Genomic DNA, 22,928 nt, shown 5'->3' on the forward strand with positions numbered 1-22,928 from the left:
ATAATTAAATAATTAATTGATATAATTAAATTTAAATAAAATAATTTGAAGGTTGTCACCAATGTGACTTATGTCGGTTGTTCATTTTTTATTCTCAATTATATTATTGACACGTTCCAATTTGGTTCGATCGCAATGATTGAACCGAGTGTTAAAGAACGATAAATCAGTAACTAACTGAATAAAAAAGGATAAAAAATGAAGATACATTTTCTGGGATCGGCTGCCTCTGAAGGGATCCCGAATCCGTTTTGCCGCTGCGAGCATTGCCAACAGGCGCGTACCCTGAAAGGAAAAGACATACGTACCCACTCCTCAGCAATTATTGATGATGTCATGTTGATTGATGTCGCCCCGGAGTTTAGCCAGCAGCTGCTGCGCGACGGGCTGGATGCTGCTGGATTGACCGATCTGCTTTTTACCCATACCCACCCCGATCATTTCAACGTCGGTGAGCTGTTTAGCCGGATGGAGGGTTATGGTTTTAACATTGAACATCCGCTGGAAATTTTTGGTAATGACCGCGCCATTAACGGCTGTGCCGCTGTCCTGCCGGGCTACAGCACACAACGTTTTGCTTTCCACTGCCTGGTGCCATTCGTCACCGTAGAAAGTCATGGTTATAAGATAACTCCGCTGCTGGCTAACCATGCCAGATGGGAATTATGCTACGTGTATGTCATAGAAAAGGGTGGGAAAACAATATTCTATGGCCATGACTCTGGCTGGTTTCCACCGCTCACCTGGCAATGGTTAGAGGGGAAAAAATTAGATCTCACGGTACTGGAGTGTACTTACGGATGGAACGGCGATGATTGTACCGACAATCATATGAGCCTCGAGACGGTTTTTGCGGCTCAGGAGAAGCTTCGGGGGATGGCGTGTTTGTATGCTGAGAGTCAGATAGTGGTGTCACATATTTCCCACAGCGGCAAACTGCTGCATGAAGAACTGGTGGCCGCTTGCCGTGATAAAAACATCACCGTCGCCTATGACGGCCTGACCATTAATCTGTAATAGGGGCGAGCTCATGGATTTTAACAAGACACCTCGTCTGCTGATTATGATGTTTGTGCAGTACTTCATGCAGGGGGCCTGGAATATGACGATGGGCCTGGTGCTGAGCACCTATGGCATGGCGACGATTATCGGCTCTTCTTATGCCCTGCTGGGGCTGGCGACGATCCTCTCGCCGTTATTTATCGGTATGGTGGCGGATCGCTTCTTTGCTTCCCAGAAGGTGATGGCAATCCTGCATCTGATTAACGCAGGAGTGATCCTGTGCGTACCGCAGTTCATCGAAGCACATAACACCGCCATGACGTTGCTGATGATCTTCTTCGTCGGATTACTGTTCTATCCGACAACCGCGTTGGCCAACAGCATTAGCTTTAGCCACATTAACGGCGTGAAGTATTTTCCATTGATTCGCGTCTTCGGTACTTTTGGTTTTATGGCGATTGGTTTCATCATCGGGCAGATGGGGTACTCAGACGATACCATGACCTGGTACATTGCTTCGGCTTCTGGTGTCGCACTGGGGCTGTATTGCTTTACCTTGCCTGATACCCCACCAAAGGCCAAAGGGCGCGTTTTCACCCTGCGCGATCTGCTATGCCTGGATGCACTCTCGTTGTTCAAGGATCGCAACTTCTCCATTCTGATGCTAAGTATCTTTGTGTTGATGATTCCTAAAACGGCTTATTCCGCCTATATCCCGGTGTTCCTGAAAGCCCTCGGATTTAATAACGCGGCTTCAATGATGCAGGTAGGGATCGCCTGTGAGGTCATTTTTATGTTCCTGCTCTCCTTCTTCTTGCTGAAAGCCGGTTTTAAGGTAACGCTGATGATGGGGGCAGTATGCTGGATTATTCGCTCGATGTTCTTCTCGCAGGCGGCACTTGACTCCAATATGATGTTTGTATTGATTGGCCTGATGCTGCAAGGTTTTTGCTGGGATTTCTTCTTCACCGTTGGCGATATCTACGTGGACCGCAAAGCGCGGCCTGAGATCAAGGCTCAGGCGCAGAGCCTGCGGTTTATCGTCTCTAATGGTTTTGGCCTGCTGTTCGCCTCGACCATCTGCGGGCAAATCTTCAATAATACCGTTACCGAACAAGGGCCTCAGGCATTACCTCAGTGGGAGAGTTTCTGGTTCTTCTCCGCGATTATTGCCGGCGTGGTCTCGGCCTTCTTCATTATTTTCTTCAAAGACGATTTATCCAAAAAGAAAGTCCCGGTAGCGATGAAACCGGTCAAACCCTGGCTCGCGCGCAAGGGGCCGCGGTTATAGGAAATAAACATGGATAGCTTGTTATCTCTGCTGGATGAGTTAGGGCCGCTACGTCTGGAAACTATAGCTAAGATAGTTGCGGCATTTGTTTTGGGGGGCGTGATTGGCCTGGAGCGAGAATCGAAGGGGAAACCCGTCGGCTTCAAAACCTGCGTGATTATTGCGGTTGCCAGCTGCGTGCTTACAGTGGTGTCTATCCAGTCTGCAGAGTACTACGCGGAGATTTCTGCCAATATTCGCAGCGATCCAATGCGTCTGGCGGCGCAGATTATTAGCGGGGTCGGTTTTTTAGGGGCCGGGGTGATTTTGCATCGTCGCGACGATGCGATTTCAGGATTGACCACCGCGGCGATTGTTTGGGCCTCGGCGGGAGTGGGCATAGCCTGTGGCGCCAGTTTCTATTTCCATGCCTTGCTAGCGACGGCATTGTTCCTGCTGGCGATAAAGATCAGCCCGTATATTGTTTTACTGCAGTTAACGCACCAGCAGTTGGGGAGGGTTAAAGTTCGTTTGATACTCAATGAGAAAGAGGGGCTGCCGTCGCTTATGGCGAGGCTTAATCAGCAGAAAAACATTATTGACGCGATGACGATCCGCGATATCAAGAAAAATAAAATTGAAGTCAATCTCAAGCTAACGGTAAGAAAGCGAACGACCTTGCATGAGCTTTACAGTATGTTGAGTGATATTGATCACGTCAGCGCTGTTGCTCTCGAGCAATAAGTCGTTTGTCCAATCAAAAATGCCGCCTTCTGGCGGGGCGGCATTTTTTTCATGGTGCTAATCAGGCGGTAACGGTGACGCTCTGGCCTTCAAAGCTCACCGTTTGACCGGCGACGATTTTGCAGCGTTTGCGGGTTTCTACCGCACCGTCAACCTTAACCAGACCATCGGCGATGGCGATTTTCGCCTGCGCGCCGCTTTCGCTCCAGCCTTCCAGCTTCAGCAGATCGCACAGTTCAACGTGCGGGTGTTTACCCAGAGAAAAATTCGCCATCTCAGGCCTCCTGAATGTCGTGATATTCTTCGCATGCCTGAAGGGTGTTCTGAATCAGGGTTGCGACAGTCATTGGGCCGACGCCGCCGGGTACAGGCGTAATGTAAGAAGCGCGTTCGGCGGCGTCTTCGAAGACCACATCACCGACCACTTTGCCGCTTTCCAGGCGGTTAATACCAACGTCAACCACGATGGCGCCTTCTTTGATCCACTCACCCGGAATAAAGCCCGGCTTACCGACCGCGACGATCAGCAGATCTGCATTTTCGACATGCTGACGCAGGTTTTTGGTAAAGCGATGGGTAACGGTGGTGGTGCAGCCCGCCAGCAGCAGCTCCATGCTCATCGGGCGGCCCACGATGTTGGATGCGCCGATAACCACCGCGTTCAGGCCATAGGTGTCGATATTGTAACGCTCAAGCAGCGTGACGATTCCGCGCGGCGTACACGGGCGCAGGCGCGGTGCGCGCTGACACAGACGGCCAACGTTGTACGGGTGGAAACCGTCGACGTCTTTGTCCGGCGCAATGCGCTCAAGCACTTTCACGTTGTCGATGCCGGCGGGCAGCGGCAACTGAACCAGAATGCCGTCGATGGTGTTATCGGCATTCAGCGTATCAATAAGCTCCAGTAACTCCGCCTCGCTGGTGGTTTCCGGGAGATCGTATGAGCGGGAGATGAACCCCACCTCTTCACACGCCTTGCGCTTGCTGCCGACATAAATCTGCGAGGCCGGGTTGCTGCCGACCAGCACGACGGCCAGCCCCGGAGCGCGTTTGCCGGCCGCAGTACGGGCCTTCACTTTTTCCGCGACCTCAGAGCGTACCTGCTGCGCAATCGTTTTACCGTCAATAATTTTTGCTGCCATCAGAGAGAGGATTCCATCTGTATCGTAACGAAAGGGGGATGCGGATATTTTGTCAGAAGCCGGCCTCGCTGTCAGTCCTCGTTTGATTTTTTATCCCTCTTTGACCGAACAGAAGGCTAAAGACACCGTTAAATAAAGGGGTATCAGGGGCTAAATGGGGGATTTTGGCGGTTTATTGCCACAAATGCACAACATGCTGAAAACAGGCGCTGAGTAATCCTTGAGCAACCTTTGCAGGATATGTAGACAAGTCAGTTACGCATCAACAGTTTCGTGGCAAAATGCATTGACTCACCGAGCGTTGACCGTATAATTCCAGGCGGTTTCACTCCGCGAAGCTCCCGCTTCCTCAGTGCGCCCTTAGCTCAGCTGGATAGAGCAACGGCCTTCTAAGCCGTAGGTCACAGGTTCGAACCCTGTAGGGCGTACCATTTAAAATCAATATCTTACGCTAATTTCAGCCCAGCCTGATTTTCTCCTTGTGTCGTATTTGTGTCGCTAGCGCCAAAAATGGCGTCAATTTTCCGTGCGTGTTCGGTCAAGTGGTTCGGTGCCAGGTGAGCATAACGGCGTACCATCTCGATACTCTCCCATCCCCCCATTTCCTGCAGGACAGATAACGGAGAGGCTACTTTCTGGCTGGGTGTCATTGCCTTTGGTAAGCAGGCTGATGCTCTGGCCAAACACCGTAAAGGCGATCTTGTCAGTGTGGCAGGCAATATGCACTTAATCAGTGGACTGGTCAGGATGGCGGTACACAGCAAGGCTGTCAGGTCATTGCGGACAGTGTGCTCAGTGCCAGAATGGTACGCCCAGGAGGTAAAGCAGGGCAACAAGGACAGGCTATGGATGCCCTACGCCGGGCTAATCTCTTGAAGCGCGGGGATTATACCGTCGGGCTGCCGTTAGGTGGGCTGAAGTCATGTATTTAAGTACGGATAACCTCATCAGGGTAAAGGCTGGTCGCCGGCGTGATAAATGTCTGGAGAAAGCAAAACGCCCGCCAGCCAGAGAAACAAGTTTTAGCTGCCTGCAGAAAGCGGCGAGGGAGACACAACAGCTCATGGGTATCGCCCGGCCAAACGGAGAGGCATTCAGGTTGCCAGTCAGCACGAAAACAACTGGGCCCAAAAAAGGTTCATGATGAAAGATTATCTGATAGTTGCGTACCTTACCGAGATTGGCTGCTGCTCATCGTAGCGCGTCAGTTTGGACGTTACATAAAGCATGAGGATCGCCCAACGGGTAAAGCAGAAAAGGGTTCCCGCGGTGGTTCGCATCGAAATTGATGGTATCCGCATAGGAATATGCGGATACCTCCGGACGAGGCTGGTCACCAGAATGACGGTGCTCAGGAATTCGAGTCTGACTCCGCCGCCGGCGCTGAGGGATGCTTAACCCGCATCTCTCCCAGGTTAACGGCAACACGGCGCAGGGCGGAAAGCAAGGCCGAGCGCTCATCAGGACTAAATCCCCGAACCGCCGCTTCGGCGATCTCTGTAAGTACCTGTTTTGCTTCCGGCACGCGCTGTCTGGTTGTAACCGATAATTCAAAACGACTGGATCGCCGATCGTGCGGGTGAGGCGTTCTGACAACCACGCCGTCTCGCTCCATCCTGGAGAGCAGCGCGGCCATCGTTGGTTGCTCGACGTCGATGAGTTCGACGAGCTGCTTTTGCTGAAGCGGTCCATTTTCCTCCAGTGCGGTGATCACGGGAAGGTAGGCCATTCCAAAGCCAAGTGGGCGAAGACGAGCTTCAAAATCCCGCATAAGCAACCGCGAAGCATGATTGATCCAGAATGTCGGCTGTTCGCTAGGGTTCCAGGTATTGTCATGATTTTTCATAGCATGCTATCTTCCATTCGGATTTATTTATAGTATGCTATATAAAAAATTGGCTGGTTCCAAGATCCATGTAACAGGAGAATTTGATGAAAGCCCCGACGACATGCCATGAGTTCGATAAAGCCTACGCAGCCCTTTTCACTGTATGGGGCGACTTTCGCATTCCCAGTGAGGTAAAGGAGCTCATCGACAGGATCACTCCGGCCCGTGCCCTGGAGCTCGGCTGCGGCGTCGGCCGAATTTCGCGCTATATGGCTGGTCTGGGATTAGAGGTCACCGGAGTCGACTTTTCGGCGCTGGCCATAAAAAAGGCAAAAGAGCGAGTGGCCAATGACCAGGTGCGACCTCAATTCCTTGTTGATGATGTCCGGACAATGACGTCCGTGACCGGGCCGTTTGATCTGTCGGTGGATATCGGCTGCTTTCATTGTCTGGATCGCGACGGGCAGGCACATTACGTGGCCACGCTGGGGAGGCTACTCCGCGAAAGGGCTACCCATCTTATGTGGGTGATGGACAATGCCCCTGGCGAGCAGTCGATGTCTCCGACGGATATTGCTGCGACGTTCGCACCAATGTTCAGCCTGGCGAGGGTCGAAAACCGCAAGCGACGGCTGGTTTCGTCGCACTGGTATTGGTTAACCCGTGTCTAAAATCTCTCACCTCGGCTCTGAGGCTGAGTGGATAAACGGTACGTGGTGCTTAATAAGGATATAGGCCAGATTGTAGTGGCACAGTAAATTTGGCCACCTGATTAAAGGTGATATTCTCACCTCAACACAAAACAGGTGACTTAATGAACAAGAAAACTAAGCGTACTTTCACCCCCGAGTTCAGGCTGGAATGTGCACAGCTGATTGTTGATAAGGGCTACTCCTATCGACAAGCCAGTGAAGCGATGAATGTCGGTTCTACCACGCTTGTACAGCGGCAGGCTTGTTTAGTCGTTAATAAACCTGCCATGATCCGATCTCATCGGAAGACGCGGCCTGATGCTTCAGGCCGCAGAGTGCCCGCTCCCTTGAAGCTGCGAATGCCCTCTGCTTTCCCGGCACCTGAGCGTTCGACTCACGGTTTACGCATACTGAGCAGCCAGTCGTGGAAACAGCGATTGGCTGGCGATAACAGCGCTGATTCGTGATATACCAGATGATAGGCTATCGATGACGCGACCGGTAGCGCCAGCGGAATAATCAGGCGCTTCTGCGCAAGTGCGGGCGCAATCAGAGAAGCCCGTAACAGCGCCACTCCCATCCCGGCTAATGCCGCTTCAATCACGCCATTCGAATCGACAAACACCGGACCGCGCGCCGCATTTTTATCCTCAATACCGGCTATCTGACACCACAGCATCCAGTCCAGACGATGCTCATCATGCAGCAGCGGCAACTGCAATAGCTGGCGGGCGGAGGAGAGCTTCTGCTGCGGTGCGATCAGCCGTGGGCTGCAGACCGGCGTCAGTTCATCATCCAGCAGACGATATGACAGCAGGCCGGGATAAACGCCGCTGCCGTGACGAACGGCAAAATCAATCCCTTCGCTGAGCAGATCCACCCGCCGATTGGTGGTGCCAATCTGTATTTCAATCTCCGGATGGCGCCTTTCAAAATCCTTTAGTCGCGGTAGCAGCCATTGAATCGCAAAACCGCTGGTACAGCTGATCGTCACTTTTTCCAGGCCCGGTTGCTGTTGTAGACGTTGCGTCGCGGCGGCAATCTGACGGAATGCGGGTTGGATTACCCGCAGGTAGATTTCGCCAGCCTCCGTCAGCCTTAGCTGGCGCGGCGTCCGCAGGAAAAGGCTGATATTCAACGTCGCCTCCAGGCGGGCGATTTGCTGACTGACGGCGCTGGCGGTGACGCAAAGCTCATCAGCGGCCAACTTCAAGCTGAGCAGACGCGCAGCGGCCTCAAAGCAGCGCAATGCATTGAGCGGAGGCAATTTCATTCCGACGCTTCCTGAGTTTAGAAAAACTTAATCGTCTAAGAATAACGCGTTTGTCGCCCGTTGCACGCCGGTTTTACAGTAGCGATCCGCTTGTGCCCATCTGGAGTTTATTATGCGTTTTAGCGATTACTGCCGTCTGCTGTTGCTCGCTGCACTATGGGGGGCCAGCTTTCTGTTTATGCGTATCACCACCCCGGTTTTCGGTGCAATCAATAGCGCCTTTTTGCGCGTACTTTTCGCCTGCATTGGCCTTGCGCTTATCTTGCTTGTCCGCGGCGCTGCATGGCATTTTCATGGTAAATTAGCCGTCGTGCTGAAGCTTGGGATCATCAACTCCGGGATCCCTTTTTTAATGTACTGCTTCGCGGCACAATGGCTACCTGCCGGCTACTCCGCAACACTTAATGCGACTGCTCCGTTAATGGGCGTGCTTATCGGCGCGCTCTGTTTCGCCGAACCGCTTAACTTGCGCAAAGGCAGCGGTGCCGCGCTGGGCGCCGTCGGCGTGGCGGTGATAGCTCATCCGGAATCCAGCTCTGGCGGTCCGGCGATGCTGGCGGGAGTCACGGCGTGCCTGGTAGCCACTGCCTGCTACGGACTGGCTGGGTTTCTGACCCGCAGAGCGATCCACCAGCAAGGCGGTATGGCGTCAGGGCTGATTGCCTTTGGCAGTCAGATCGGCGCGACGCTGTTCCTGTTACCTTTTTTCATCTGGACATGCTGGTACGGCCCGGCAGTGGAATGGCAACAATTATCCCCCTGGGGGGCAATCATTATTCTCGGGGTGGTCTGCACCGCTGTGGGTTATCTCCTTTACTTTCGTCTGATCGCCGATATTGGTCCTCTGCGCTCGCTTTCGGTGACCTTTATGATCCCGCCATTTGCGGTGATGTGGGGCTATCTGTGTCTGGGGGAGACGGTGGATAGCGCCTTTATTGTCGGGACGCTGCTGGTGGGGCTGGCACAGTGGCTCATTATTAGCCCGCCGAGAGTGGGGGGGACTGGCTGACTGCCTGAGTAAACCGCGTCATAGCATTAACGCCGTGCGATGCTTCCCACCCTAAACCGCCAACGCACGGGAATATGCCGAAGGCGGCGTCAGGCGCCGGTAGCCCCTTATTCCAGCCCAAAACGTTCCCGGTACTGGCTGGGGGTGACACCGGTGATTTTACGGAAAATCTTGCGGAACGCTGACGGGTCGGTGTATCCCACTTCCCAGGCAATCCGGTCCGCTGAGCGCCCCGATAGCTCCAGAGCATCCCGCGCTTTCATGATGCGGACCTGCTGCAAATATTCCGTTGGCCGCACGCCGGTCGCTTTCTGAAATCGGCGCAGAAAGGTGCGCGGAGTCATTCTCGCCAGCTCCGCCATGTCATCAATGCTTTGGTGCGCGGAATAATGAGCATGCAGATGATGCTGGACGCGCAGAATCTCGCGGTCGCCGTGCTCGAAATGAGGGATAAACGCCGAGTAGGTATTCTGTTTGCGGCGGGGCGGGTCAATGAGTAAAAACCGTGCCGTGGCCAGCATTGTCCCGGTTCCCAACAGTTTCTCGATCAGCGTCAGGCCGAGATCGGTCCAGGCCAGAATGCCGCCAGCGGTGATGATATCGCCATCGTCGATAACCATATTTTCCGCCGCTACCTCTATTTCCGGGAACCGTTCCGACAGCGTCTGCGCAAACGCCCAGTGGGTGGTGGCGCGGCGATGATCGATCAGCCCGGTTTCCGCCAGCACGAAGGCCCCCGCGCAGACCGAACACAGCGTGACGCCATCATGGTACAGGGCGCTCATCCAGGCGGCGGGCGCCGTCATGGGCCTCATCCGGGCCGGCATGACCAGGCTGGGCGGGGCGATGGCGTGGCTCAGACGATGCGGCGTCTCCGGATGGCTGTCCCAGACGCATTCCACGGTATGGGTGTCTGGCATGACCTGCCAGTGCGACACCCGGATAGCGCGAACCTGTTCCTCGCCGGAAATGCTCACCGCCCAGTCCGCCGCGATCCTGAACATATCCGTCAATCCATAGACCGCCGCCAGCTGGCAATCGGGATAGATCAGCAGACCAATCTCGGCCACAACCGTATTTTCAACAGATTTTTTCATTTGTCACTTTTGACTCTTATAGTGTCATTTTTGACAATTCTATCTCTCGCCGTATTTCCTGACAATAGCCCCATCGGACAACAACAGCGATGATCTGAACGATAAGGAGTACGTATGCCACACTCAGTACCTGAACAGTTTGCGATTTCACGGCGACGCCTGCTGATCCTCAGTGGCACGCTGTCAGCCGGTATCGGGCTTGCACTCTCGCCTTTCGCCCGGGGCATGACATCACTCTCATCACCGACAGGAGATATTTCCATGAGCAACGGCATCATCACCACCAAAGACGGTACCCGTATTTTCTACAAAGACTGGGGTCCCAAAAATGCGCAACCCATCGTCTTTCACCACGGCTGGCCGTTAAGCGCCGACGACTGGGACAACCAGATGTTATTCTTTTTATCTCAGGGCTATCGGGTAATAGCCCATGACCGCCGCGGCCACGGACGTTCCGATCAGACCGATACCGGCAACGAGATGAATACCTACGCGGCCGACGTCGCTGAGCTCGTCAGCGCGCTGGATCTGAAAAATGCCATCCATATTGGTCACTCCACCGGCGGCGGCGAGGTGGCGCGCTATGTCGCCAGGGCGGAAAAAGGGCGCGTGGCGAAGGCGGTATTGATGGGCGCGGTGCCGCCAATTATGTTAAAAACGGCCGCGAACCCGGAAGGGCTGCCGTTATCGGTATTCGACGGTTTTCGTGCTGCGCTGGCCAGCAACCGCGCGCAATTCTTTATCGACGTGCCGTCGGGCCCGTTCTACGGCTTCAACCGCCCGGGAGCGAAGGTCAGCCAGGGTCTGATCGATAACTGGTGGCGCCAGGGCATGGCAGGCGGCGCGAAAGCGCAATATGACTGTATCGCCGCTTTCTCTGAAACCGACTTTACCGAGGATCTGAAAGCCATCGAGGTGCCGGTGCTGGTGATGCATGGCGAAGATGATCAGGTGGTGCCAATTGATGACGCTGCGCGTAAGGCGATTAAACTGCTGAAACACGGCACGCTGAAAACTTACCCGGGGCTGTCGCATGGGATGTTTGCTACCCACCCTGAGCAGATTAACCCGGACCTGCTGGCGTTTGTAAAATCCTGACTCCGTGCGGGATGAGCCAGACTCGCCTGCCGTCGCGGGTCTGGCCTCTTGCTAAGCGGGCTGGAGCATGTTGGTATGACGAGGCGATCTCTGGCCGGGGATGACTGACGCGCTCAGCCGGGCAGAGATCTTCTGAATGCCACGACTCGCTCAAGGAACTGATAGCATGATAAAGGATTACCTGATAATTGCTTACCTTACCGCGCTGGCCTGCTGGCCGGTGACCTTAACGCTTATCGCCGTGGCGGCTGGGGCGTTGTTGTACACCGGGCGTCGTCTGCTGGGGCTGGTGACGATCGCGTTGTTTGTGCTGGTGGCCTTTGCCGCGTGGCAGTTTGAACGCTATCTATGATCCCCCACCGACCTCCCCGGGCCCCCGTTCGCTACGCGGTCTTCTGAACCATCCAGATTAGCTGACGCCCATGGCAATCAGCGCCGCCAGGGCCGGAAGCGCCTGCACATAAAGTATTTTTCTGCTGGCGGTCGCGGCGCCGTAAACTCCGGCCACCAGTACGCAGCTCAGAAAGAACAGTTTAAACTCAAATCCGTTCTCCGCGCCCCACAGCCCCCACAGCAAACCGGCGGCTAAAAAACCGTTGTACAGGCCCTGATTGGCGGCCAGCACCCGGGTGTCGCGTGCAAAGTCCGCGCTCAGGTTAAATGCCTTCCGACCCGCCTTGCGCTGCCATAAAAACATCTCAAGGATCAGAATGTAGATGTGGATTGCGGCGACGATAAAAATAAGCGTATTAGCTAACACAATAGTCCTTACTGGAGAGAGCGCCGGGTGAGTACAGGTAAAACCCGTATTTATGGCGCTTTTGGCTGTTTATATCAAAGAATAGCCGCATCACACTGGCTATGTTGGCAATTCTGCCTGGAGAATCGCTTCAGGTTACTAACAGGCTTGCCGCATAGGGGGAATTTACAGGATGGGAACGAAACCGTTAATACTTTCTTTAGATGAACAGCAGGCGATTCCCCTGAATACGGTGTCCGGGACGCTTGGGCAGGTGAGCGTTGATATCCGCGATCTGGCTCCGTCCGGGATATATAGCTTCGATCCCGGTTTCAAAAACACCGCGGGGTGCCAGTCGGCTATTTCCTATATTGATACCGACAACAGCATTCTGCTGCACCGCGGCTATCCGGTTGAACAACTGGCCCGGGAGTGCGAGTTCCTGGAGGTCGCCTGGATTATGCTGTACGGCGAGGCGCCCGATGAGGCGAGCTATCAGGTCTTTCGCGAAAAAATTACCCGCCATACGCTGGTGCATGAACAGATGTCGAAAATGTGCAGCGGCTTTCGTCGCGACTCCCATCCGATGGCGCTGATGTGCGCCATGGTTGGCGCGCTGGCGGCGTTCTACCACGATGTGTTGGATGTTGAAAACCCTGAGCACCGCGCTCTGGCCGCCACGCGTTTGCTCTCCAAAATGCCCACTCTTGCGGCAATGAGCTATAAATTTTCCATCGAGCAGCCGGCGGTATACCCCAAAAATGACCTCTCGTATGCCGGAAATTTTTTGCATATGTTGTTTGCGATCCCGGCGGAAAAATACCAGGTTAATCCGGTCATTGAACAGGCGATGAACCAGATTCTGGTGCTGCATGCTGACCATGGGCAGTGCGCCTCCACGACCACGGTGCGAGCGGCAGGATCTTCCGGGGCGAATCTGTTCGCCTGTGTGGCCGCCGGTCTGGCTTCGCTGTGGGGGCCAATGCATGGCGGTGCCAACGAGGCCAGCATGCGTATGCTGGGGGAAATAGAGACCGCAGACCAGGTGCCGGCTTTCATGAGCCGGGCGAAAAGGGACCCACAGGCTTTTCGCCGTCTGGGCTTTGGCCATTCACGCTATAAATATCGCGATCCTCGTGCCGCGATTATGCGTGAAACCTGCCATCGGGTGCTGGCGGAGCTGGGGATGTCCGATCGGCTACTTCAGGTGGCGATGACTCTTGAAGAGGTGGCGTTGAACGACCCGTATTTTGTTGAGAACGGACTCTCGCCCAGCGTCGATTTTTATACTGCCGTCATCCTGAAGGCGATAGGATTGCCCCCTTCGATGTTTGTGGTGATTACCGCGGTAGGGCGCACGTTGGGATGGGTGGCGCACTGGAATGAGATGCACGAAGCGCCGCTCAATATTTACCGCCCGCGTCAGATCTATACCGGGGAAGCTCCGCGGGATTATGTTTCCCGCCGCGGCGGGAAATAGCGATATGGCCCGGTGAGAAAGGGGCCATATCGCTTGTCTCATTATTTATGCTGTCGGAATATCCACTCCCGCACCGGCTCGATGGAATACGCGATACGCCAGGTATTTCGGTGCCCGGAAGCCCCTTGTCTGCTATCTCCCGGGGGGAGAACGCTGCCTTTGCTAAAGGTGACGTAATTTACAGGCGCGTGCTCGGCGTCCAGCTTGCGGAATGCATCGCTGAATTGTTGCTTATCCCAGTTCCCCTCCCAGACGGCCCGGGCCACCTTTGCGCCTTCCTTCTCGAGAACCCCGATAATGGCGTTCTGCCCGGGCCAGGCTTTATCATCATCCTGGGAGACAATGATCCACAATTTCTGCCGGGCGAGGGGTTTCACCAGGTCGGGAGACCACTGCCCGGCGACAAGCAGCGAAGCGGCAAAAAAATCGGGATATTTGATATCCATAGCGATGGACATCATGCAGCCGCCGGATTGCCCCGTGGTATAGAGACGTGAGCGATCGACCGGATTGGTGCGGCAAAGGTGATTAATGAGATTGATGGTTACTTCCAGCATGGCTGAAGTATGTGAGTCATCATCAGCAATAATTTCCTCAAACTGCGGGGCAAGGACGAAGCAGGGGCGTTGTTGTTGGTCTTCAGGCGAGGCCCAGCAAATGGCGCCGAGACCCTGATAAAGGGTGGTGCGGACAACATCGCTGGTAGCGCCGGCATCGTGCATGAACAGGACCAGCGGCCACTTCTGTTTTGACGCTTTGCGTGCGGCCTCAGGGATAAATAAATTATATTTCAGTACGCGCCCGGTCTGAGGATCGTGAAATTCAAATTGTTTAAACTCATCAACAATAAGATTTTTTGCGCCCTGGGTAGTTAATTGTGCCTTTTCGGCAGGCAGGGGCGTTCCCGATGTGGTCAGCAGCTCGCCGCGTTGGATAAACGTCGCTTCAGCATTGCGGTGGCGGGTGTCATACACCGGAATATCGCCAGCTTTACCGGGGCCGCCCTGCGGAGGCTTTCCTGCCAGCGCGGCATCTCCAGGCGTTTTTCCGGTGGTTATCTTCTCGGCGAGCGGTGCGTTCTTGTCATCAGGAGATAGCATGATTATCACGTAATCCCCTGCAGATGAACGCTCTTCCGGGTCGGCGGAGCGGCTGGTGAAAACGGAGATGACGGTCCGATCCGTCACGCTGAAATCGGCAGGGCTCAGGCTACCTCCGGCTATCGGCTGGCTATAGTGCAACTCAATGCCCACCAGGCGAATGCCGTCCCCGTAGACACGGGCGATCGCCATGCTCTTCATCAGTCGGGGGCCTGAGCGGGCGAAAACCGGCAGACCGAGCGTAAGGCCGATACTCATACCAGCAGCGATAAACAGAAATTCCCGGCGTGTCGCCATGATTATTCTCCTTTTCCTTGCGCGCGAAGTTGCCTTAGCGTCTGTAAAATTTCATCGGTCACTTTTTCTGCTGCCCCTTGGGCAAAAGGCGAACTTCTCGCTTCATAGGTTAGTCTGTCGTAGCTCCGCGCATCCGGCATATATTTTACCGATCCTTCAACCATCGTTGAGATGATGGTCGCGGGGAACGGAGAGCGTTGGCGAATGATCGCGCCGGTGATCGCTGAGAGTTCAGGCTGCAGGCCGATCCAGACGATATCGCCGAGCCGCATTATCGTTATCGGGACGTCGATAGCGCCGTCAGGCTGGAAACGGAAGATTTTGACCGGCATTCTGGCGGCATTTTGCGGTGAGAAGACGACGGCCGGAACTGTCACCGTCTGGCGAGTCAGGTGCCATTGGTGAGGTTTCGCCGTGGCAGTACGGTTGAGAAGCTGCACGACGTCGTACCCAAGACGTTCGGCCAGTAGGTTGAGTAACGCGTAGGGATCGATATTATTGCTCTGTAGGGAGACCGAACCGTCTGTATTGACGACCGTTTGCATCGCCTGAAACAGCGGTGCCTGATCGCCGGCGGCGCCGACCAGAAAAAGCGCAACCATCCCGTCGCCCATCTGTTCCTCAACGAACCGTGACGTTGCTCCGGCGAGATCGGCAGAAATCGCCTTGCCGCCTGCCGCGCTCTGGCTATTTTCCGTCACGGATGACTGGACGGCATAATTAAACAGCGCGGCAAGTGGCTTACCTTGCCGGGTATCAATGCGGATCGTCCCGAGGAAGGGGTCGGCGAAGCCATTATCGTCCGCGCCCAGCCACCAGCCATGTTCACTTTGCCGATCCCGATTAATATTTACCCGACTCACTCCTGAGCGATAGCCGATGCGCGCGGGCTGCAGGTTTCTGAGCGCCCGGGAGAGCGCGTTTGCGAGGGCGGCGTTCAGGTGATGGTGTAGCGCCTGATTTTGCGCTTTGTCGGTATCCGGCGGCAGATGAGCTGTGGGAAAGACATGCGGCGCCGAGAAGGTGTGGCTGGCGCAGATTAGCGTATTATCGGCCGCCACACCGGCGGTTTGCGCAATCATCGTTTTCATGTCGCCGATGATCTCTTCGGACAGCGACGTGAGTTCAACCACCACAATCGCGTACCTGATCCCTGAGAACTCCAGCAGCAGAACGCGAATCGCCAGCGGATCGTGCTGGCTGGAAAAACCATCAACCGGCCAGGCCATAGCGCTGAACGTAATCTCAGCTTTGCCGGCTCCGGCACGAAATGAGAAAGCCGCTTTGGGGCCGCCAAAAGCGAGCGGCGCCAGGCCAGCCGCCATCGTGGCGCCAAGTGTCGCCGTCAAAAATGAACGTCGGTTCAGCATGCCGGTTACCTTATTTTCAACGCCAGCTCGGTACCCCGTTTGATGGGTAAGGTGAGGGAGATGAATCCATTTTCCGGGTCGCGGATGTAAGCAAGAAAATCGGGTTCGGCATTATCATTCATGACATAACCTCCCACCCGTAGTTGCGGCGCGACGACCTCGATAACCTGCCGGGCGAGCGTTGGACCTTCAGCCAGCGGCCAGCCGTCAATCAGAACGAAATCGACGGGGCCGCCGAGATCTTTCAACGTCTCTCTCGCATCCCCCAGACGAATATCGACAAAAGCGTCGAGTTCAGCCTCCGCCAGATTACGGCGGGCTGTCTCTGCCTTCGCGGCGACCAGCTCCGAGCCGATGACTTTTCCGCCGCCGTTATCGCGCATTGCCGCGGCAAAGTAGATCGCTGACATGCCGACCGACGTGGCAAAATCAACCACCCGGGTCGCTTTCATTGCCCGGCAGAGTAAATAGATAAGATCTCCCTGTTCGGGATGGATCGAAAAACCATAATCGGCAAACTGCTCAGGATCGTGTGCCGGGGACCCGGCGAACAGTTCCGGCGCCGGACGTTTTCGCTCACTGTTCATGCGCTTTAACACCTGCAGAATCCTGGGGTCGCGAACAGGTGAAGAGGTGGATTGCGGTTGGCTGGTCATGGTAATCCTCGGTCAGATTATGGCGGAATAATCCATTACATTGCGGAGGGTATGATTGTCTGTGACAATTGGTGGCTATGTTGATACACATTTTGGTACTGGTCAAGTACCGTAATGTGAGAAGAAGGTTTCGAAGCAGGAATGTCACATGAATAACAATGCAAATTCCTCGTCTGTCCGTCGTGGGCGCCCGCGTGCCGCAGGGTCTGACGAGCGCAGAAAGGCGATCGTCGAAGGGGCTTACCGCGCATTCATTGAACTGGGTTTTGCGCAGACGTCAACAGCGGAAGTGGCCCGCCGTGCAAAAGTGTCGAAAAGAACGCTCTATGAAGTATTCGACAATAAGATGGATTTATTTGCCGCGGTGATAAAAAAATATCGCCCCCTTTTTCTCGACCTGCCAAGACCGGACGACGAAGTCCTGTCTTTAGAAGAAACCCTGTTTCTTATCTTTCGCCTCGATATCACCGAAGAGGAAGCCGCCGAGAGAGAGGCGATTCTTAAGCTGATGACCCGGGAGTCGGTGCTTTTCCCTGAGCTATCTGACTATTTGTACGAAAGTAAAACCATTCGATCGCGTGAAATGCTGATGGAATGGCTGGATAAAGAAAACGAAAAGGGAAGGATCGTTATTGACGACGTAGGGGCCTGCGCCGGGATGTTGATGGATATTGTTTTCGGTGCGCTTATTCCACGGCGCTGGATTGTGGATACGGACGAGAACGGTCAGCAAAAATGCCTGGCTGAAGGGCGTCGACGACAGCTGGAAAGTATAAAAGAGAGAATCAGAATAGTGCTCCGCGGGTTGCAGTCACGTTAGCCGCTTTTAAAAAGCCGCTGATGTTCTGGTGCTGTGATTTTCAGATATGCCAGCAGAAATTCGTTTCTGTCTGAGGCTCAATACAGGAAACGCTGCCATGGGGGGCTCTCCACGGCAGAGCTGTGTTGGCGACTGGTCTGAAGGATCTTCTTTCCCGGGTTGAACGGGATTGTCGGTGAAGCGTTTATCTTAGCGATGTTAACAGGCGCACGAAGCTTCCCGCGGCAGATGTATCTGACTATGGTGCTCCGTTCCTGATGATCTATTTTGGCAGCGTGTCCTGAAAAAAGAGCGGATCCTTTTTACTGGTTAATTTTCTTTCAGATTGTGTTATTCGATATAGTAAGGACTATCGGTTAAATAATTCTGTTGCAGCTGTGAAAAATCCTGCGGTGAAAAACCCAGCTCGTTGTGGATATAGTTAGCTACGCTACCGGAATGGGCTTTGATCGTGTTAAATACTTCGATAATAAATGATTCACGGGTGTCGATTAACGTGTGAAGATAATCAAGGACAGCCTCGTCATCCGTTATTTTGCGGTAAGCTGCCATTTTTATAAGATTACGTTCCATGCGGTTGGCCTGAGTGAGCATGTAATCGGCAATGATATCTGCTTCGGAAACGCCGAGCATTGCGAGCACCAGAAGAACACCATAACCCGTGCGGTCTTTTCCGCCACGGCAATGCTGGATATTTGGCGCGTTGTCCGGATCGAGCAGGACATTAATCATTTCCTTAAATGCCTGCTTAGACGTTTCGCTGGTCACAAAGTGACGATATTGCTCTAAAACCTGCTCACCTCGGCCGTTGATTAATTCGGCGGGGATGTCGCGCATCACGCTTTCAATTAATGCGCGATCCTCATTGCTGGGTTCCGCAGAAAACTGTGCGGCCAGTTCTGCCGTTTGTGCAGTGGCATTCAAATGATATGTTCGATCTTCACCGATATGGCAGTTCGGGCTTTTAGCGATTTCATTTTCGCTTCGGTAATCGATAATCGAGCGAATGTTCAGGCGTTTGATGTAGGCCAAAGCCTGGCGATCGAGGTTGTATAAATGGTTGGAGCGAAATAACATGCCCCATTTAACGGTTTTCCCACCGGCTGCGGGGTAGCCACCACAATCCCTGAAGTTGTTTAACCCGGAAACCGGCAACGTGCGCTCGGCGAACAGGACGGATTGGCCGCTGTGCTCCAGAATAAAATAGACCCGTTGTTCGGCCTGCAAAGGATCCTCAAGCTCATAGGGGCTAACGGCATGCCGAGTAATAAGATGGCGGTCTTTTGTTTTGACATCATTCTCGGTGGTCCAGTAAAGCACCGCGTTATCCGTCGCTGCGGTAAAAGACAGTGTGAGATGATGGTTATTTTTTCTTAATACTGACGGGAGCTGACATAAACTCATTTTTAATCCTTATGCTAAAATACCGAAAGTCGAACAAATAACGCCCAGTACCATCATGGCGATAATGAGTGACACGGTATATTTCCCACGAAGCCTTTTGACGAGGAAGAACACGCCCAAAGAAAAAAGCAGGGTTAATAAGTTAGGGGTGACTTTATCAAACATCTCCTGAACTTTGATGGACTGTTCGCCCACCGCAATAACCAACGGCGTCGATATTTTAACCGTCGTGGCGATGAGTGAACCCAGTACCATAACCCCAACGACATTGGCGATGTTAGTGATGCGCTGAATGATGTTTGAATTTTTTGACTGCTCGATTAAATCGACACCTTTATTATAGCCATAGTGAATAAAGAAATATTTGGTGCCAATATTGACGATGTTAAATAAAAGGAACATCAGGATGGGGCCAATGAGGTTGCCCTGCAGAGCAAAAGCCGCACCGATGCTGCCGCAAATGGGTAGCCAGGTGAATTTTAGCAGGCTGTCGCCTAAACCTGCCAGCGGTCCCATCAGTCCGGCTTTAACAGAAACAACGGCATCTTTTTCTTCTTCAGTTGTTTTTTCTTCCAGTGCGGCTGTTACGCCTAAAATCAGCGCCCCGGTGTTTATTTGCGAGTTAAAAAACTCGAAATGGCGCTGCATCGCTCTGATTCGTGTCTCTTTATCGGCTTGTTCATACAATTTATCAAGAACGGGAATCATACAATGCGCAAAGCCGATAGTTTGCAGCTTTTCATAGTTATATGAAAATGACATTGTCTGAAGATTCCAAAAAATACGATTTAGATCTTTTTTATTGAGTTTTCTCTCGAGAGAAGCCGGTTCTTCACTCACCTCTGTAGCGGTCTTTGCTGTGTTCATAGATCGTACTCCTCTTCAGATGTGGCGACGGGATTTTTTTCGTCCGGAGGCGTGTTTTTAGTATTGTTAATCCCATTGGTGTAAGCCATATCATACAAAACGGCAAACGCCAGGGCGATAAAGGTAATCGGGATAATCGGCAGTTTTAAATAAGTAGTCAGAATGAATCCGAGCAAGAAGAAAAACCACATCCGGCCTTTTAATAACATCAATAGCAGAATACATACGCCGACGGCCGGGATCATTTTCGAGGCGACGCCCATACCGGTTAAGATATTTTCGGGTATTGCCGCCAAAATTTTACTCACCAGATCGCCGCCGAAGTAGATCGCCAGAAAACAGGGTACGGCACGAATGAAAAACCACAGCGGTGTGGAAAAGTAATGTACTTTAATCAGCCCCTTGTAGTCGCCGTTATGGATAGATTTATCCGCCCAGACGTTCAGGAAGCTGGCGAAAGAACGCCATATGATGAGTAGCTGCTGACATAAAATAGAGACCGGGACAGCAAGCGCAATCCCTGCGGCGATCCCCCCTTTGGATGCGATACCCAAAGCTACGCCGATGATGGAGCCGGCAATAATGTCAGGGGCGGAATAGGCGCCAACATTGCCGATCCCCATCCACATCAGCTCCAACGTGGCGCTGATGGCGAGTCCCTGGACCATATCACCCATGATAATACCGGCAACCGTGCCGGTTAACAGAGGTCGGCGAAGCATTTGTGGACCCACATCATCCATTGAGCAAATACCCGCCCAGATTGCGACTAAAAGTGCTTCAATTAACATTTAATATTCCTCATTTATTATAAAATAAATGTCTTATGCACTTATTTAAGCAGGGTACGCAGCTCAACGACGGGGTCTTTAGGCACCATTTGTATTTCTACAGCAATATCTTTGGCGATCAGCGACTTAAATGCTTCTTCTTCTTCCGGCGTCACGGCAACCGCGCGGGTCAGACTTTTTCGGCCTTCCTGCATTCGCATGCCCCCGACATTCAAGGTGGTAATAGTTAAACCATTTTCCACCAGCATATTCACATCAACACTGTTGGTGAATAACAGCATGGTGCGTTTCTTTATTTCCGTTTTCTTCAGCACATCAATGAATTTTTGTACCCCAAAAATGAGGACTTTCAACTCCGGCGGCGCCGACATGGTCAGTACGGATTGCTGGACTTTATCGTTTGCCACTTTATCGTTAATGATTAGCACCTGCTCAATATCATGATTTTTTACCCATGTCGTCATTACCTGACCGTGGATAAGGCGATCGTCTATTCTTGCAACATTTACTGGCATGGTATTCCCCCTTAAAGTTCGGTTGATTGCTCAGGCTGTTCGTTTAAAATATTCCCGACGTTAAAACAACTTTCCGGAAATACCTCTTCAATCAGTTTGCTAACCGCAGATAAAGGCAGATCGCGGTTGTTAAAGACTTCGAGTAGCGTGGGAATGTTAAACCCGCAGAATAAAACAATATCATCATAGGTTAACACCAGTTCACTGGCTAAATTACAGGGCGAGCCACCCAGCATATCGACAAGAATGAGAACACCGTGTTCTTTATTCAGCGTATGGTAGGTCGCAGCCAACTGCGCACGCACATCGTTTATATTGCTATCTTCCTGGATGGAAATAACGGCAACATTGCTTTGTTTACCCATGAGCATCTCTGCACAGGTGAGGGCTCCCTGAGCAAAGGGACCGTGGCTGATTAAGATGACGGGAAGTTCTGCGGGCATAGTTTTCCTTTCTCTGTGACATTGTTACTAACATTGTATTTAATGATAGTAATACTATTACTCTCAGGTGAAAGAAACACTATGAAACGATATTTTGACTGATATGTGATAACGATCGCTCTTTATCGCTGAGGCGGCTTGCGGTCTCAACAGAGGGGACGTTTGCTAACCGGGGATTTTAGAATAAAGGCGAATACAGGACGCGGCGGCAGAGTGCGCCAGGCTGGCGTGGCGGGGGATGCGATCCTTACACGGGCGCGGTCCCCGTAGCAATGGGCTTCAGGGTTTATGGTTTTGACGATAAAAACGCTCGGCGCGCATCTGGATCTGTTTGAGTAAGCGCTCGTCATATTGCTGGACGAACAGATTCGTCACCAGCATGTTAATCACCGCCAGTTGCGACATTTTGGAGCGAATCGGAATCAGGCGTGAGACGCTTTCCGTTGAAACCGTATGCAAGACGAGGTCAGCCAAAGCGGAAATACGGCTTTGTCCCATTTTCGTGATGGCAATGGAAGGCACCCCGAGCTGCTGCGCCAGAGTGAGTAGCATGACGCCCTCCTGGTTCTCACCAGAATGCGAGATAATAATCAGCAAATCATTTTCATCTAAGGTATTAACAATACTAAACTGGATGCTATAGTCCAGATGGCAGCTTACATCTTTTTTAATTTTAATCAGCTGATATTCCAGCTCTTTACCGACAAGACCACTACTGCCTGCGCCATAAATAACGATTTTATGGCTCTTGCGGATCAGAACATTGGCTTCATGGAGCGTGTTGGCGTTGGTAATAGCATGCGTTTCATCAATGGATGATTTCTCGATCTGCAGAATTTTAGCATTCACCGCTTCAACTGAATCATCGAGACTAATATCTTCCTGAAGGAATTTATTATTGCTTGTGGTGCTGGATGAGGTCATTAAATCAATTTTAAGATCGCTGAACCCCTGATAACCGAGCTTGTGGCATAAGCGCAGAATGGTGGTGGTACTTACCGCGTTCACCTTGGCAAGCATCTGAATACTCATGCTTTTTAATGACTGTTTGTTTTCAATGATGTAATTGGCAACATTCCGTTCTTTGGCAGATAGTTCGTGACTAACTTCACGGATTTTTACGTCGAACATTTAACAGCCTTCATCATATTAAGAATATTGTTGCGATAATCATACAATTTAATAAAGAAAACATCAAGTTATAAACAATATTGCTTAATTTCATGTGGTAGCCGGATAATTAAATAAGATATTTCGCCGTTGTTGAGGTTTTTTTAAATTAAAGGGGCGG

24 protein-coding genes, 1 tRNA gene and 4 pseudogenes are annotated in these 22,928 nt (G+C 52.5%); 13 read left to right on the forward strand and 16 right to left on the reverse strand.

Annotated features, from left to right (window positions below; genetic code table 11):
• The first annotated feature begins 198 nt into the window (after positions 1–198).
• The 3 genes from EDF73_RS09450 to EDF73_RS09460 are packed head-to-tail and all read left to right on the forward strand — an operon-like array spanning position 199 to position 3,016.
• Positions 199–1,017, forward strand: coding sequence for an MBL fold metallo-hydrolase (locus tag EDF73_RS09450; protein ID WP_132728570.1), 819 nt, complete (start codon positions 199–201; stop codon positions 1,015–1,017).
• Positions 1,018–1,030: 13 nt separating this feature from the next.
• Positions 1,031–2,293, forward strand: coding sequence for an MFS transporter (locus tag EDF73_RS09455; RefSeq protein ID WP_132728572.1), 1,263 nt, complete (start codon positions 1,031–1,033; stop codon positions 2,291–2,293).
• 9 nt (positions 2,294–2,302) lie between these two features.
• Positions 2,303–3,016: an MgtC/SapB family protein gene (locus EDF73_RS09460; protein ID WP_132728574.1), complete on the forward strand. Its 714-nt coding sequence runs from the start codon at positions 2,303–2,305 to the stop codon at positions 3,014–3,016.
• Positions 3,017–3,077: 61 nt separating this feature from the next.
• On the opposite strand, the gene ybcJ is transcribed toward EDF73_RS09460, so the two are convergent.
• Together ybcJ and folD are read right to left on the reverse strand one after the other, a co-directional pair.
• Positions 3,078–3,290 (reverse strand): ribosome-associated protein YbcJ, encoded by a 213-nt coding sequence (gene ybcJ / locus EDF73_RS09465; protein ID WP_004858878.1) that lies wholly within the window; start codon positions 3,288–3,290, stop codon positions 3,078–3,080.
• Between the two features lies 1 nt (position 3,291).
• Entirely contained in the window at positions 3,292–4,158 is an 867-nt protein-coding gene (folD, locus tag EDF73_RS09470; protein ID WP_123755776.1) for a bifunctional methylenetetrahydrofolate dehydrogenase/methenyltetrahydrofolate cyclohydrolase FolD, read from the reverse strand.
• Between the two features lie 354 nt (positions 4,159–4,512).
• On the opposite strand from folD, the gene EDF73_RS09475 reads away from it, so the two are divergent.
• A tRNA-Arg gene (locus EDF73_RS09475) sits at positions 4,513–4,589 on the forward strand.
• Between the two features lie 15 nt (positions 4,590–4,604).
• On the opposite strand, the pseudogene EDF73_RS09480 reads toward EDF73_RS09475, so the two are convergent.
• A pseudogene (locus tag EDF73_RS09480) lies at positions 4,605–4,781 on the reverse strand (integrase); the annotation flags it as partial.
• Here EDF73_RS09480 and EDF73_RS09485 point away from each other — a divergent pair.
• Positions 4,735–5,090: pseudogene (locus EDF73_RS09485) on the forward strand (single-stranded DNA-binding protein). The pseudogenes EDF73_RS09480 and EDF73_RS09485 overlap by 47 nt on opposite strands.
• Positions 5,030–5,302, forward strand: a pseudogene (locus EDF73_RS09490) (PerC family transcriptional regulator); the annotation flags it as partial. The pseudogenes EDF73_RS09485 and EDF73_RS09490, both read left to right, overlap by 61 nt.
• A gap of 207 nt (positions 5,303–5,509) precedes the next feature.
• On the opposite strand, the gene EDF73_RS09495 reads toward EDF73_RS09490, so the two are convergent.
• Complete coding sequence (locus EDF73_RS09495) at positions 5,510–6,004, reverse strand: MarR family transcriptional regulator (RefSeq protein WP_132728575.1); 495 nt, start codon at positions 6,002–6,004, stop codon at positions 5,510–5,512.
• A gap of 86 nt (positions 6,005–6,090) precedes the next feature.
• Here EDF73_RS09495 and EDF73_RS09500 point away from each other — a divergent pair, with 86 nt between their 5' ends.
• Positions 6,091–6,657 carry a class I SAM-dependent methyltransferase gene (locus EDF73_RS09500; protein ID WP_132728577.1) on the forward strand — a complete coding sequence of 189 codons (567 nt, stop codon included), beginning with the start codon at positions 6,091–6,093 and terminating at the stop codon, positions 6,655–6,657.
• 107 nt (positions 6,658–6,764) lie between these two features.
• Positions 6,765–6,926, forward strand: a pseudogene (locus EDF73_RS09505) (transposase); the annotation flags it as partial.
• A gap of 146 nt (positions 6,927–7,072) precedes the next feature.
• Here EDF73_RS09505 and gcvA read toward each other — a convergent pair.
• A complete protein-coding gene (gcvA, locus tag EDF73_RS09510; protein ID WP_132728579.1) occupies positions 7,073–7,951 on the reverse strand; it encodes a transcriptional regulator GcvA in 879 nt (292 codons plus the stop codon).
• Between the two features lie 112 nt (positions 7,952–8,063).
• On the opposite strand from gcvA, the gene EDF73_RS09515 reads away from it, so the two are divergent.
• Complete coding sequence (locus tag EDF73_RS09515; RefSeq protein WP_132728581.1) at positions 8,064–8,960, forward strand: DMT family transporter; 897 nt, start codon at positions 8,064–8,066, stop codon at positions 8,958–8,960.
• A gap of 107 nt (positions 8,961–9,067) precedes the next feature.
• Here EDF73_RS09515 and EDF73_RS09520 read toward each other — a convergent pair whose 3' ends face one another.
• Positions 9,068–10,057 carry a GlxA family transcriptional regulator gene (locus tag EDF73_RS09520; RefSeq protein ID WP_132728583.1) on the reverse strand — a complete coding sequence of 330 codons (990 nt, stop codon included), beginning with the start codon at positions 10,055–10,057 and terminating at the stop codon, positions 9,068–9,070.
• Between the two features lie 261 nt (positions 10,058–10,318).
• Between EDF73_RS09520 and EDF73_RS09525 the strand changes: the two genes are divergently transcribed.
• Positions 10,319–11,155: an alpha/beta hydrolase gene (locus tag EDF73_RS09525; protein WP_132729015.1), complete on the forward strand. Its 837-nt coding sequence runs from the start codon at positions 10,319–10,321 to the stop codon at positions 11,153–11,155.
• Between the two features lie 166 nt (positions 11,156–11,321).
• Positions 11,322–11,507, forward strand: a complete 186-nt coding sequence (locus EDF73_RS09530; protein WP_132728585.1) for a hypothetical protein — start codon at positions 11,322–11,324, stop codon at positions 11,505–11,507.
• A gap of 57 nt (positions 11,508–11,564) precedes the next feature.
• Here the strand turns inward: EDF73_RS09530 and EDF73_RS09535 are convergent, their stop codons facing one another.
• Positions 11,565–11,915: a DUF1304 domain-containing protein gene (locus EDF73_RS09535; RefSeq protein WP_132728587.1), complete on the reverse strand. Its 351-nt coding sequence runs from the start codon at positions 11,913–11,915 to the stop codon at positions 11,565–11,567.
• Between the two features lie 172 nt (positions 11,916–12,087).
• Between EDF73_RS09535 and EDF73_RS09540 the strand changes: the two genes are divergently transcribed.
• On the forward strand, positions 12,088–13,374 hold the full coding sequence (locus tag EDF73_RS09540) for a citrate synthase (RefSeq protein WP_132728589.1): 1,287 nt from the start codon (positions 12,088–12,090) through the stop codon (positions 13,372–13,374).
• Positions 13,375–13,415: 41 nt separating this feature from the next.
• Here EDF73_RS09540 and EDF73_RS09545 read toward each other — a convergent pair whose 3' ends face one another.
• From EDF73_RS09545 to EDF73_RS09555, 3 genes are read right to left on the reverse strand one after another with little or no spacing between them, the layout of a single operon-like run.
• Entirely contained in the window at positions 13,416–14,771 is a 1,356-nt protein-coding gene (locus EDF73_RS09545; RefSeq protein ID WP_132728590.1) for a peptidase, read from the reverse strand.
• A gap of 2 nt (positions 14,772–14,773) precedes the next feature.
• The gene (locus EDF73_RS09550; protein ID WP_132728592.1) at positions 14,774–16,141 is read right to left on the reverse strand and encodes a hypothetical protein; all 1,368 of its coding nucleotides are present in this window, start codon (positions 16,139–16,141) and stop codon (positions 14,774–14,776) included.
• Positions 16,142–16,146: 5 nt separating this feature from the next.
• Complete coding sequence (locus tag EDF73_RS09555; RefSeq protein ID WP_243655210.1) at positions 16,147–16,728, reverse strand: class I SAM-dependent methyltransferase; 582 nt, start codon at positions 16,726–16,728, stop codon at positions 16,147–16,149.
• A gap of 217 nt (positions 16,729–16,945) precedes the next feature.
• Here EDF73_RS09555 and EDF73_RS09560 point away from each other — a divergent pair, with 217 nt between their 5' ends.
• A complete protein-coding gene (locus EDF73_RS09560) occupies positions 16,946–17,617 on the forward strand; it encodes a TetR/AcrR family transcriptional regulator (protein WP_132728596.1) in 672 nt (223 codons plus the stop codon).
• 330 nt (positions 17,618–17,947) lie between these two features.
• Here the strand turns inward: EDF73_RS09560 and EDF73_RS09565 are convergent, their stop codons facing one another.
• The 6 genes from EDF73_RS09565 to EDF73_RS09590 form a co-directional block, all read right to left on the reverse strand.
• Complete coding sequence (locus EDF73_RS09565; protein ID WP_132728598.1) at positions 17,948–19,021, reverse strand: tyrosine-protein phosphatase; 1,074 nt, start codon at positions 19,019–19,021, stop codon at positions 17,948–17,950.
• Between the two features lie 9 nt (positions 19,022–19,030).
• Positions 19,031–19,888 (reverse strand): PTS system mannose/fructose/sorbose family transporter subunit IID, encoded by an 858-nt coding sequence (locus EDF73_RS09570; protein WP_132728600.1) that lies wholly within the window; start codon positions 19,886–19,888, stop codon positions 19,031–19,033.
• Positions 19,885–20,679, reverse strand: coding sequence for a PTS sugar transporter subunit IIC (locus EDF73_RS09575; protein ID WP_132728602.1), 795 nt, complete (start codon positions 20,677–20,679; stop codon positions 19,885–19,887). The genes EDF73_RS09570 and EDF73_RS09575 overlap by 4 nt, the downstream gene beginning before the upstream one ends.
• 41 nt (positions 20,680–20,720) lie before the next feature.
• The gene (locus tag EDF73_RS09580) at positions 20,721–21,194 is read right to left on the reverse strand and encodes a PTS sugar transporter subunit IIB (protein WP_132728604.1); all 474 of its coding nucleotides are present in this window, start codon (positions 21,192–21,194) and stop codon (positions 20,721–20,723) included.
• A gap of 11 nt (positions 21,195–21,205) precedes the next feature.
• A complete protein-coding gene (locus EDF73_RS09585; RefSeq protein ID WP_132728606.1) occupies positions 21,206–21,637 on the reverse strand; it encodes a PTS sugar transporter subunit IIA in 432 nt (143 codons plus the stop codon).
• Positions 21,638–21,916: 279 nt separating this feature from the next.
• Entirely contained in the window at positions 21,917–22,768 is an 852-nt protein-coding gene (locus tag EDF73_RS09590) for a MurR/RpiR family transcriptional regulator (protein ID WP_132728608.1), read from the reverse strand.
• Positions 22,769–22,928 lie beyond the last annotated feature (160 nt).

The organism is Klebsiella sp. BIGb0138 (assembly GCF_004342285.1).
Classification (GTDB): domain Bacteria; phylum Pseudomonadota; class Gammaproteobacteria; order Enterobacterales; family Enterobacteriaceae; genus Klebsiella.